We start from the raw sequence: 12334 nt of genomic DNA on the forward strand, positions 1-12334 counted from the left end.
TTGACATGAAGAAATTAAAAGTTGGCGTCATTTGCTACCCTTCTTTAGGTGGTTCCGGTGTCGTTGCAACAGAACTTGGAATAATGATGGCAAATAAAGGTCATGAGATGCATTTTATTACCTCAAGTATGCCTTTTCGATTTCTAAATGCACATCCAAATATGCAGTTTCACGAAGTCACAATCGAAGGGTATTCTGTTTTTAAATATCCGCCTTATGATATAGCGCTTGCAAATCGCATCGCGCAAGTAATCGAATCAGAAGGTTTGGACTTGCTTCATGTCCATTACGCAATGCCACACGCGGTGTCAGCGGCTCTTGGAAAGGATATGGCTGGTTCAGACATTGGCGTTATTACTACGTTACACGGCACAGACGTCACGATCCTGGGTTATGACCCTGCCCTTCGAAATACTGTCCGATATGGTATTAATAAGTCGACAATCGTTACGGCAGTTTCCGAGTCCCTTAAACAGGATACAATTAATCTTATCGATCCGAATAAAGAAATTCGTGTCATTTACAATTTTATCGACGAAGAAACTTATGTGCCGAGAGATGCGGGGACGTTGAGATCAGACCTTGGGATTCTTGAAGATGAAAAGGTGATTATTCATATTTCAAATTTTCGTGACGTGAAAAACATTCCGGATATTGTGAAAAGTTTTCATGAAATAACCAAAACGCTAGATGCAAAGTTATTACTTGTTGGAGAAGGACCCGAGAAAGAAAACATTATAAAACTCGTTGATGAATTAAATCTTCAAGACAAAGTTATTTTTACAGGAAAACGAAACGATATGTCAGAACTGCTTGCGATTAGCGACGTTATGTTTCATTTATCCAGTAAAGAAGCATTTGGTCTTGTTTTACTTGAAGCGCTTGCTTGCGGAGTTCCGTCCATCGCCACAAATGTTGGAGGAATACCGGAAGTTATTGAAGATGGGGTTAACGGTTTTATCGTTCCTTACGGAAATATCGATGCAGCTGTTGAAAAAGGCTTGTTGCTTCTTGAAGATGAAGAACTATACGCAAAATTTAAGCGTAACGGATTTATAACAGTAAAAGAAAAATTTCATTCTTCGGGGATTGTCGATCAATATGAAGAACTTTATTATGAAGTGGCGGGAAAGTGATGGCCAAGATCTTTGATAGCAGTGCGAGTTATGAAGTAATTCGCCGACTAGAAATAGCTGGACATGAAGCGGTTTTTGTTGGGGGCGCAGTGCGCGATCACCTCTTAAAGAAAACAGCAAAAGACATAGACATCGCAACTTCAGCGGAACCGGATGAAGTGAAAGCGGTGTTCGATAATACCATTGATGTTGGAATTGCCCATGGCACAGTGCTTGTTCTTATCGAAAATGAAGCAATTGAAGTGACTACCTTTAGAACAGAGGGAACTTATACGGACCATCGTCGACCTGACCATGTACATTTTGTTAAAACATTGCGCGAGGATTTACTGCGGAGAGATTTTACAATCAATGCACTTGCGATGACAAAGAGCGGGCAAATTATTGACTTGTTTGACGGCGAAAAAGATTTAAATGAACGAGTTATTCGCGCCGTCGGGAATCAAGCCGAACGTTTTCATGAAGATGCACTTCGAATGTTGCGAGCGGTCAGGTTTTCGTCTGTACTCGATTTTGATATTGAAGCGGGTACATTACAAGCGATCCATGATAACGCACACCAAATTAAGCATGTTTCCATAGAGCGAATAAAAATAGAACTAGACAAACTTTTTACGGGCGTAAATCCAATGAAAGCATTGAATATCTTATTTTCTTCCCAGTTGGGGAAGGAACTGTCACTTTGCACGGATAAAATGGAAGAATTAAAACGTGCGCTTCCATTTAACACTGCATCCGAAGGTTGGGCTTTTTTTGCCACGATTGCCGGGATTACGCCATCCGAATTAGCCAATCACTTTAAATTATCGAATGAAGAACGAAATTTCATAAAAGCTGTGCATAAAATTTATACTAAACGATTAACAAGCGACTACACAATTAACGATTATTACTTGCACGGTTTACCAGAGCTGAAATGTGCAGAGAAGTTTTTTCATGCTACATCTGAGGACTCTGTGACACTTACTGATTTGGACATAGAGGCCAATAAGAATTCTCTGCCCATCCAATCGAAACAAGATCTTGTCGTAAATGGCAAGGATTTAATAGAATGGACAGGCCTATCCGGTGGACCGTGGACAGGTAAATGGATTGGAAAAATAGAGCAGGCCGTATTGCACGGAAAATGTGAAAATACATTGATTGATATAAAGGACTGGTTTATGAATGACTTCAAATGCGAAAAATGAATTTTTGAAAAGACTTTTTGAAGCGAACGGTCAACCGGTGTCCGGACAAGAAATTGCAGATGAATTCGGACTATCCAGAACTGCAATTTGGAAATATGTCAAAGACCTTGAAAAAGATGGTTATGAAATTGGATCCATTCGAAAAAAAGGTTATTATTTAATTGCGGTTCCGGATCGGGTAAATGAAGCGAATGTAAAGAAACACTTGAAAAGTACTGTTTTCGGTCAGCGTATCGACTATAAAGATTCATGTCTTTCAACTCAACTCATAGCGCATGAGGAAGCCCAAAACGGGGCACCGAACGGAACAGTCGTTATATCCGAAGAACAGACATCAGGGAAAGGAAGAATGTCGAGACCATGGGATTCGGCGGACGGCAAAGGCATTTGGATGAGCGTGATAACTCGCCCAGCCCTTACACCGCAGCAGGCACCTCAAATGACATTGGTGGCGGCGGTTGCAGTAACCCGTGCAATTGAGGAAGTTGCGAGTGTCAATCCTTCCATTAAATGGCCGAATGATATATTGGTCGATGGCAAAAAAGTAACCGGGATATTAACCGAGTTACAAGCAGATCCTGATCGCGTCAAAGCAATTATTCTGGGAATCGGAATAAATGTAAATCAAAACGAAGAAGACTTTCCGGAAGAGTTGCAATCAATTGCTACCTCTTTGAAGATGGTAAGCGGGAAAACAATTAATCGTGCCAAACTCATTGCAAAAACACTTGAATTTCTTGAGCATTATACAAATCTATATGTAGCGCATGGATTTAGTCCTATAAAGTTATTATGGGAAGGGTATTCAAATACTGCCGGAAAGCGAATTCGCGCTGTGATGTTCAATGAAACGATTGAGGGAATTGCCATGGGAATTACTGAAGACGGCATGTTAAATCTGAAATTAGATGATGGATCTATTCGTGGTATTTTTTCAGCGGATATTCACTTTCAATAATAATATGTGTACATAACAATTTCTATTTGGTATAGTTATTGCGATGGGCGGTATCATTTTTGAACTGCACCTTGCAATTTAGTAAGCTATGAAAATTTTGAAAATGTTCTGCCTTGATCTTTATAAAGACAGGGACGGAGGAAACCATCTACCGATGATTACACAACCCTTCTGTCCATTTTTTGGACATTAGGGTTTTTATTTTTGGTTTTCTTCCAAGAGAGGAGAAAAGATAATGAAAACTACAGCAGATTTTATTAAAATGAAAAAAGAGAACGAGAAAATCGCTATGCTTACCGCCTACGATTATCCTTCCGGCAAATTAGCAGAAGAAGCTGGGGTAGATATTATTCTAGTAGGCGATTCGCTTGGAATGGTCGTTCTCGGTTATGATTCAACGGTTTCGGTTACAGTAGACGATATGATTCACCACGGAAAAGCGACGAGGCGCGGTGCTGCTGATACATTCATCGCGGTTGATATGCCGTTTGGATCGTATCAAGGTTCGAATGATAGGATACTGCAAGAAGCAATCCGAATTTTTCAGGAGACTGGAGCCAATGCTCTTAAGCTTGAAGGTGCTGGAGAAGTCATTAATGTCATTGATCTTCTTTCGAATACGGGGATTCCGGTCGTTGCACATTTAGGTTTACTTCCTCAACATGCAGGAGTTGTAGGCGGTTACAGAGTGCAAGCGAAAACTGCAGAAGCAGCTGAACAGTTAATAAGGGATGCCCGGGCTTGTGAAGAGGCAGGCGCGTTTATGCTTGTGTTGGAATGTATTCCCTATCAATTGGCCAAAGAAGTATCGGACGCTATTTCGATTCCTGTCATTGGAATCGGAGCTGGTGCAGAGACAGACGGCCAAGTACTCGTTTTCCATGACACCGTTCAGTACGGCAGTCATCATATACCAAAATTCGTAGAAAAGTTTGCAGACTCGGGCACTGTCATCAGAGATGGTCTAAAAGATTATGTTAATGCTGTTAAAGAAGGATCATTTCCAGCAGAACATCACCGTTTTACGATGAAAGAAGAAGAATTAAGCGCTTTATACGGCAGTAATAAAGGTGAGTAGAGTAAACCATGAAAACGATAAGACGAATTAATGAATTGCAAGAATTAATTGATCGAAATAAAAGAAAAAACCAGACAGTAGGGTTTGTACCGACAATGGGTTTTCTCCACGCAGGGCATCTCAGTCTCGTTGAACAGGCTAGAAAAGAAAATGATATTGTCGTCATGAGTATTTTTGTCAATCCCGCCCAATTCGGGCCCGGTGAGGATTTTGAAGCTTATCCACGGGACGAGGAGCATGATGCAAAACTCGCATCTGAGGCGGGCGTCGATGTATTATTTATGCCAAATCGAGATGAAATGTATCCGCAGAACGGCGGTATACAAATTTTACCCGGTGCACAAGCGGCTTCCCTTTGCGGGGCAACGCGTCCGGGACATTTCGATGGTGTCTTAAAAGTAGTCTTGAAGTTATTTAATATCGTTGATCCCGATCATTCATATTTTGGAATGAAAGACGCGCAGCAACTGGCTATTATTGAAACATTTGTGCGCGACTTTAATTTGAGAACGAAAATTAGGCGAGTGCCCACGATTCGGGAAGAAGATGGACTTGCAAAAAGTTCGCGCAATGTGAATTTATCGAAAGAAGAACGTTTAGTTGCACCCGTCATTCAAAAGGCTTTGAAAAATGGAGAATTGTTATTCCATCAAGGTGTTCCGGTAAAGGAAATAGAGAGAGAAGTAGCGAATCAGATTACAAACAATAGTTCAGGCCTAATTGATTATGTTTCTTTATTAGCTTATCCCTCGCTTTTGCCTTATACGCCTAAAGACAAAGAAGCAATCATTGCCTGTGCCGTAAAATTTGAAAAAACAAGGTTGATAGATAATATAATTATGTCAACAAAGGGATGAAGAATATGTTTCGAATGATGATGAATAGTAAATTGCACAGAGCGACTGTCACGGAAGCGAACCTTGACTATGTCGGCAGCATTACAATTGATAGCGATTTGCTCGATGCCGCCGGAATGTTGCCAAATGAAAAAGTGCATGTCGTTAACAACAACAACGGGGCGCGCTTTGAAACATATATTATTGCAGGCGAACCCGGAAGTGGCGTTATTTGTGTAAACGGTGCCGCAGCACGACTCGTGCAAAAAGGCGATATAGTCATTATATTGTCGTATGCATACGTCTCGAATGAAGAAGCAAAAAAACATAAACCGACAGTATTACTGATGGATAAAGACAACAAAATTGAAGAAATTATTAAAGAAGCGCCGGGTATTACTGTATAATGATAAAACTCACGAGGAAGATAAATTCTTTGTGAGTTTTTAATTTCAATAAAGTTTGGTCTTGTGATCGTTGTTATCATGCACAATATGGTATAATCTCAGGTAGCATTGATTAACAGGAAGTTGATGATTTTATGAAAACAAAAACATTTGCAGTTGTTGATTTGGAAACAACCGGCCACTCGTCGGCCAAAGGGGATCGAATCATTCAAATTGCGATTGTATTTATTAGAAATGGGGAAATTGCCGAAAAGTTTGTTCGGTTTGTAAATCCTGGTCAAAAAATTCCTCCGTTTATCCGACAGCTTACGAATATTGCAGATGAAGATGTTGAAAATGCACCTTATTTTGAAGAAATTGCTGAAGAAGTGCGAAATCTTCTGGAGGAAACTATTTTTGTTGCGCATAATACTGATTTCGACTTGTCATTTTTGCAAAATGAATTCAAACGTTGCGGACTGGCTGAATGGTCTGGAAGAAAAATTGATACAGTTGAATTGTCCAAGATAATTTTCCCCTCATCCGCTAGCTACAGATTGCAGGATATTGCTGAAGACCTTGACATATCCCTACCCGCAGCGCACCGGGCCGATGATGACGCTGAAGCTACAAGTGAACTTTTACTCGCTTGTCAAGAGAAATTACAAACTCTGCCTTCAGCGACGATTGAGTTATTGCATAAGAAATCATTTCGTCTTAAAACGGATTTATCTGCTCTTTTTTATGACGCATTAAAAGATGCCAGGAACAAAAGTCTTCCTGCCGAATTTTCAACATTTCGCGGTATTCCATATCGAAATATCGAAAGCGGAAACAAAGTTCAAATTAGTCACTTTGACTATCCATTTGATGACAACAAGAAAATAGAACTACTAAAAACCGCCTTTCCAAAATTTGAACGGAGAGAATCTCAATTTAGGTTTATGGATACAGTTCAGGAAACGTTAAGTGAGCAATCTGAAATCGCCGCGGAAGTGCCAACAGGCATAGGCAAATCGATTGCCTATTTAATACCCGCCGCAATTCAGTCCATGGAAACGGGAAAGCCGGTTGTCATTAGTACATATACGAATTACTTGGCTGATAAAATTGTTGATGAAGAACTGAAAAAACTAGATCTTATACTCGGCGCAAAACTGAAGGCAACTGTGTTAAAGGGAAGAGAACAGTATATTTCATTGGGGAAATTCGAAGAACTCCTAACAATTTCGGAGCAATCTTATGATGAAACTTTTACAATCATGCAAATCCTCGTATGGCTTACTGAAACAAGGACAGGTGATTTGGAAGATCTTAATGTTTCCGGCGGCGGTCAATTATTTGTGGATCGTATTCGCAAACGATCCAATCGAATGGCTCCCGATGAATATCAAGCTGATTTTCACCGAAGGCTTGTTTCGGAATGTTCAAGTTCAAACTTCATTATCACAAATCATTCGATGTTGCTTGCCGATAGTAATCGTTCTAATCGTATTTTTAATTCGCTGAGCGGGCTAATCGTTGACGAAGCACATCAAATGGGACAAATAGCGATTCGGCATAACGAAATTGTTTTTTCCTATACGAACTGGAAATATATCATGGGCCAAGTTGGTTCAGAAGCTGAAGGTCAGTTATTACATGGGCTATTTTCACTTAGTGATCGATTTGAATTTGCGAATCGCAGTGTGAAGGATGGTCTATTAAATTCGTTTGCCCGATTTGTAGAAGCATTTGACTATGCAACGGCTGTACTCTCGAATTATGAACCGAATGCAATTAGAAAACAACAAGGTAATCGAAAAGTTTACCCGCTTACTGGCATGAAATCTATGAAACAACACTTTAACAAAGTTGCCGTAACGATATCGAATTATATTGATCATGCGGAGGCTTTTATTACCCGTTTAGCTAAATACGAAAATGATATGTCTCGCAGTGAACTTGCATACTTGTCTGAATGGACTTATTGGATAAGGGAGATAAAAATTAAAGCCGGGGAATGGGTTGAAATATTCCTTGATGATGACCTTCAAAACTTTACGGTATGGATGGAAAAGGACTTACGCAGTATACCTGGAAGTCTAGTTATTGTTAAAAGTCCTTTGGAAAGCTCGATTCCAATCCGTAAATTAATTCAACAGCTTAATGACGATAAAACGGGAATCGTCTGGACCTCTGGCACGATGTCAATCCCGAATTACAATCGCTATATTCCAGAAAAACTCGGGGTAAATGATAAAGTTCCTTTGAAAACATTCGAAGCACCCGCCGATTTTTATGATGGCGCAGGCGTTTACATTGTAGAAGATATGCCTGAAATTCAACGGGTATCGCAAACTGATTACATTGAAGCCGTAACAGATGCGGTGATTCGTACGGTGATGGCCACTGGTGGCAGGTTGTTCGTTCTCTTTACTTCGCAAGATATGTTAAGAAAGACATATGACTTGATTACAGAGAGTGAACAATTGGAAGAATACGCGTTATTTGCCCAGGGAATTACGCCAGGCAGTCGCATGAAATTGTTAAAATCATTCAGTCAATATCAACGTTCAGTATTATTTGGAACGAGTAGCTTTTGGGAAGGGGTTGACGTTCCGGGTGACGCACTTTCAGCCGTCGTTGTTGTTCGTCTGCCGTTCACATCACCGGAAGATCCTGTCTTTAAGGCTAGAGCATCAATTTTATCTGACCAAGGATTAAACCCATTTGTCCATTATGCGCTCCCGGAGGCTGTAATGAGATTGCGTCAAGGATTTGGAAGACTGATTCGGTCATCATCAGATAAAGGTTTCTTCATAATTCTCGATAGGCGTATTGATACTAAATCTTATGGAAAACAATTTTTAGCGTCACTTCCAGACGTGCCAGTAAAAAAAGTACCGCTTCAAGTAATGGTTAACGAACTCGAAAATTGCTATAATAGACTTGTATGAAAAAAATCGTTTCTACGATTTACAGGACGTGAAAGAATATGCTCAATTGGATTAAATTTATTACTGTCTTTCTCATCGCATTGACAACCGTAATTGTCATCACTGTATTTTATAATGCGAACAAGCCATTGGCAGTATCAACAGAAGCTGCGTCAAAAGCAGCCATTGAATCGGGTCAATTAGTATCCGTCAATTCCGTCCAGCCGTACAATGGAACCCAATCATTCATGACTGTTTTTGGTGTCGATGAAAAAGGGGAAGAAATTGTCGTATTTGTAGACGATTCTGTTGAAAATGGTTTTAAGAGCCTGAAAGTCCACGACGGAATTACCGCTAAGGAAGCGATACAAACCGTTGCAGAAGAACTGACCATAGACAAGATTCTCCATGTAACGCTAGGGATTGAAGAAGACGAACCCGTTTGGGAAGTTGCATTTACCGGAGATAACGGGAAGTTGAATTATGTTTATGTGTTTTTTGAAAGTGGGCAGTGGTGGAAAAGAATTTTAAACTTATAAGGGAGAGATATTGTTGACTAAAAGATTAGCTTCCAGAGTGAACACACTTACACCATCAACAACGCTGGCGATAACAGCAAAAGCAAAGCAGATGAAAGATTCCGGCATCGATATAATTGGGCTTGGAGCGGGAGAACCCGACTTCAACACGCCGGACAACATATTAGAAGCGGCCATAAAGTCCATGAAAGAAGGAAAAACAAAATATACCCCTTCTGGCGGATTGGTCGAACTTAAAGACGCCGTCATCAACAAATTAAAAAAAGATCAACAACTGACATACACGCGAAACGAAGTAATGATTGGCATTGGCGCCAAACATGTTCTTTATACGCTATTTCAAGTAATTCTTGATCCAAACGATGAAGTTATTATTCCAACGCCTTACTGGGTAAGTTATCCTGAGCAAGTAAAGCTTGCAGGTGGGATACCAGTACATATTGAAGCAGATTCGGCTGCTCAATTTAAAGTAACCGCCGAACAAATTAAAAATGCAATTACTGATAAAACGAAGGCTATCATCATTAACTCGCCTGGAAACCCGACTGGCATGATTTATTCGGAAGATGAATTACGTGAAATTGCGGCAGTCTGTGAAGAAAAAGATATTTGGATTGTATCGGATGAAATATATGAAAAACTTGTTTATGGCGATGAAAAACATATTTCCATCGCTCAAATATCCGAGGACGCGAAAAAACGGACACTAGTCATCAATGGTGTTTCTAAATCCCATTCAATGACGGGGTGGAGAATTGGCTATGTCGCAGGGGATGAAGAGGTAGTAACGGCTATGACAAACCTGGCGAGCCATTCAACATCCAACCCGACAACGACTTCTCAATATGCAGCAATCGAGGCATATAATGGCCCTCAGGAAACTGTAGAAGTTATGCGTGAAGCGTTCGAATCTCGTCTGAACAAAGTGTATCCTCAACTAGCGGCAATTCCTGGATTTGAAGTGATCAAACCGGATGGCGCATTCTATTTGCTGCCGGAAGTGACAGAAGCGCTTGAGAAAACAGGTTTTGATAATGTAGACGATTTTGCGAAAGCGTTACTGACTGAGGCAAATGTAGCCATCATTCCAGGTTCTGGATTCGGCTCTCCCAAGACAATTCGCTTATCATACGCAACTTCAATCGATTTAATAGAGGAAGCAATCTGTCGAATTGATAAGTTTGTCCGAGAGAATTGGAAAGAATAAAAATACAGACATGACTATTATTTGGAGGTTCTTATGAAAACAATTATGATTCATGAAATGCCAGACCACGTCGGAGAAACAGTACGAATTGGTGGATGGCTTGCAAATAAAAGATCAAGCGGGAAAATCGCATTTTTACAATTACGTGACGGATCGGGTTTTGTACAAGGTGTCGTTGCTAAGGAAGCGGTCGGAGAAGAAATTTTTGCAAATGCAAGAGGGATTTCACAAGAAAGCTCACTATATGTCACAGGAGAAGTTGTTGTGGATGAACGTTCTTCCTTTGGATTTGAACTTCAAGTGAGTGATGTAAAAGTTATTAGTGCGGCGGTAGATTACCCTATAACACCAAAAAACCATGGTACAGAATTTTTAATGGATAACCGTCATTTATGGATTCGTTCTAGAAAACAACATGCTATTTTAAAAATACGTGATGAAATTATTCGCGCAACCTATGAATTTTTCCATATGAATGGTTTTGTAAAAGTTGATCCGCCGATTTTAACTGGATCATCGCCTGAAGGTACCTCTGAACTTTTCGAAACGAAATATTTTGATGAAAATGCATACTTGTCACAATCAGGCCAATTATATATGGAAGCGGCGGCTATGGCACTTGGAAAAGTCTTTTCATTCGGACCGACATTCCGCGCAGAAAAATCAAGTACGCGCCGTCACTTAATCGAGTTTTGGATGATTGAACCGGAAATGGCATTCGTTGAGCATGAAGAGAGCTTGGAAGTTCAAGAACAATATGTGACGCATATTGTACAGTCGGTCCTTCAAAATTGCCCGCTTGAACTTGAGCGACTAGACCGTGATCTTTCTAAATTAGAAAAAATTCAAGCACCATTCCCGCGTATATCATATGATGACGCAATTACTTTTCTACATGAAAATGGTTTTGACGATATCGAATGGGGAGACGATTTCGGAGCGCCGCACGAAACCGCGATTGCAGAAAGTTTTGATATGCCTGTTTTCATTACGCATTACCCAATTGGCATTAAACCATTTTACATGCAACCGCATCCTGACCGTGATGACGTAGTTTTATGTGCTGACATGATTGCGCCTGAAGGATACGGAGAAATCATTGGTGGTTCTGAACGAATCTATGATTACGAATTAATGAAACAACGAATTAAAGAACATAATCTTGATGAGGATGCTTACGAATGGTATCTTGAATTAAGTAAATACGGAGCAGTTCCACATTCCGGTTTTGGTTTAGGCCTAGAACGAACAGTTGCCTGGATTTCAGGGACAAGCCATGTTCGCGAAACAGCCGCATTTCCACGCTTGCTGAACAGATTATATCCATAATATTTGATTTGAAGTTTTTATATAGAAAGGAGTCCGGACGACAATGCAAGATGATCGACTCCAAATTTGGATTGAGCAGGGGAATGTAACCATTTCCCAGCTTTTTTTTCACAATTATAAACGTCTCGGCATTAAAGATTTAGATGCGATGCTAATCATGCATATGAATGCATACAACGCGGCTGGAAATTTGTTTCCTACCCCCACTGACTTTGCGGAACGCATGTATTTATCGGAAAATGAAGTTTCAACTATTTTACAACGACTCATGCAATATGGTCTTCTTCAGATTAATCAAAGTGAAGATGCAAAAGGAGTCTTACATGAGTCCTTCTCTTTATACCCGCTATGGAAACGCCTTACAGATGAAATCGTCCTTGAAGAAAAAGAAAAGGTCGAAGAAATGGATAAGAATGAAGAAGGAGAAATCTTTTCATTGTTTGAACAGGAATTTGGGCGCTTTCTTTCTCCAATGGAATCTGAATCCATTGGAATGTGGTTAGATGATGATGGCCATTCGGTTGAAATTATCCGAGCCGCATTAAAAGAAGCCGTCTTGGCTGAAAAATTAAGCCTTCGTTACATCGATCGAATTCTATTTGAATGGAAAAAGAAAAATGTCAAAACGATATCAGATGTTGAAAAGCAGACAAAGAAATTTAGGACAGTTGGCATTCGTCCAGCACAAACGGATAAAACGGTTAAAGTAAAACGAGTTCCATTTTATAATTGGCTCGAAGAACGAGATTAGGGGGAT

The 12334-nt window shown here is 40.2% G+C and carries 11 protein-coding genes; all 11 read left to right on the forward strand.

From position 1 onward, the window contains the following. Positions 1-5: 5 nt before the first annotated feature. The 11 genes from bshA (at position 6) to JSQ81_RS00655 (ending at position 12328) form a co-directional block, all read left to right on the forward strand. Positions 6-1136, forward strand: a complete 1131-nt coding sequence (gene bshA / locus JSQ81_RS00605) for an N-acetyl-alpha-D-glucosaminyl L-malate synthase BshA (protein ID WP_212605826.1) — start codon at positions 6-8, stop codon at positions 1134-1136. Then, the gene (locus tag JSQ81_RS00610) at positions 1136-2326 is read left to right on the forward strand and encodes a CCA tRNA nucleotidyltransferase (protein ID WP_212605827.1); all 1191 of its coding nucleotides are present in this window, start codon (positions 1136-1138) and stop codon (positions 2324-2326) included. The genes bshA and JSQ81_RS00610 overlap by 1 nt, the downstream gene beginning before the upstream one ends. Beyond that, a complete protein-coding gene (locus JSQ81_RS00615; protein ID WP_212605828.1) occupies positions 2304-3284 on the forward strand; it encodes a biotin--[acetyl-CoA-carboxylase] ligase in 981 nt (326 codons plus the stop codon). The genes JSQ81_RS00610 and JSQ81_RS00615 overlap by 23 nt, the downstream gene beginning before the upstream one ends. A 235-nt stretch (positions 3285-3519) precedes the next feature. Further along, complete coding sequence (gene panB / locus JSQ81_RS00620; protein ID WP_212605829.1) at positions 3520-4362, forward strand: 3-methyl-2-oxobutanoate hydroxymethyltransferase; 843 nt, start codon at positions 3520-3522, stop codon at positions 4360-4362. An 8-nt stretch (positions 4363-4370) separates the two neighbouring features. Then, positions 4371-5219, forward strand: coding sequence for a pantoate--beta-alanine ligase (gene panC / locus JSQ81_RS00625; RefSeq protein WP_212605830.1), 849 nt, complete (start codon positions 4371-4373; stop codon positions 5217-5219). 5 nt (positions 5220-5224) lie between these two features. Continuing rightward, complete coding sequence (gene panD, locus JSQ81_RS00630) at positions 5225-5605, forward strand: aspartate 1-decarboxylase (protein ID WP_212605831.1); 381 nt, start codon at positions 5225-5227, stop codon at positions 5603-5605. Positions 5606-5739: 134 nt separating this feature from the next. Next, positions 5740-8523: an ATP-dependent DNA helicase DinG gene (gene dinG / locus JSQ81_RS00635; protein ID WP_212605832.1), complete on the forward strand. Its 2784-nt coding sequence runs from the start codon at positions 5740-5742 to the stop codon at positions 8521-8523. A gap of 38 nt (positions 8524-8561) precedes the next feature. Continuing rightward, a complete protein-coding gene (locus JSQ81_RS00640; protein ID WP_212605833.1) occupies positions 8562-9041 on the forward strand; it encodes a cell wall elongation regulator TseB-like domain-containing protein in 480 nt (159 codons plus the stop codon). Positions 9042-9054: 13 nt separating this feature from the next. Next, the gene (locus tag JSQ81_RS00645; protein WP_249336594.1) at positions 9055-10248 is read left to right on the forward strand and encodes a pyridoxal phosphate-dependent aminotransferase; all 1194 of its coding nucleotides are present in this window, start codon (positions 9055-9057) and stop codon (positions 10246-10248) included. 33 nt (positions 10249-10281) lie between these two features. Then, positions 10282-11577, forward strand: coding sequence for an asparagine--tRNA ligase (gene asnS / locus JSQ81_RS00650; RefSeq protein WP_212605834.1), 1296 nt, complete (start codon positions 10282-10284; stop codon positions 11575-11577). 43 nt (positions 11578-11620) lie between these two features. Beyond that, a complete protein-coding gene (locus tag JSQ81_RS00655; RefSeq protein ID WP_212605835.1) occupies positions 11621-12328 on the forward strand; it encodes a DnaD domain-containing protein in 708 nt (235 codons plus the stop codon). The last annotated feature ends 6 nt before the right edge of the window (positions 12329-12334 follow it).

Source organism: Sporosarcina sp. Marseille-Q4063 (genome assembly GCF_018309085.1).
Lineage (GTDB): Bacteria > Bacillota > Bacilli > Bacillales_A > Planococcaceae > Sporosarcina.

Coding starts and splice junctions, on each gene's coding strand:
- panC (WP_212605830.1), top strand. CDS start 4,371: ATGAAAACGATAAGACGAATTAATGAATTGCAAGAATTAATTGATCGA.
- JSQ81_RS00615 (WP_212605828.1), top strand. CDS start 2,304: ATGACTTCAAATGCGAAAAATGAATTTTTGAAAAGACTTTTTGAAGCG.
- dinG (WP_212605832.1), top strand. CDS start 5,740: ATGAAAACAAAAACATTTGCAGTTGTTGATTTGGAAACAACCGGCCAC.
- panB (WP_212605829.1), top strand. CDS start 3,520: ATGAAAACTACAGCAGATTTTATTAAAATGAAAAAAGAGAACGAGAAA.
- panD (WP_212605831.1), top strand. CDS start 5,225: ATGTTTCGAATGATGATGAATAGTAAATTGCACAGAGCGACTGTCACG.
- bshA (WP_212605826.1), top strand. CDS start 6: ATGAAGAAATTAAAAGTTGGCGTCATTTGCTACCCTTCTTTAGGTGGT.
- JSQ81_RS00640 (WP_212605833.1), top strand. CDS start 8,562: ATGCTCAATTGGATTAAATTTATTACTGTCTTTCTCATCGCATTGACA.
- JSQ81_RS00655 (WP_212605835.1), top strand. CDS start 11,621: ATGCAAGATGATCGACTCCAAATTTGGATTGAGCAGGGGAATGTAACC.
- JSQ81_RS00610 (WP_212605827.1), top strand. CDS start 1,136: ATGGCCAAGATCTTTGATAGCAGTGCGAGTTATGAAGTAATTCGCCGA.
- asnS (WP_212605834.1), top strand. CDS start 10,282: ATGAAAACAATTATGATTCATGAAATGCCAGACCACGTCGGAGAAACA.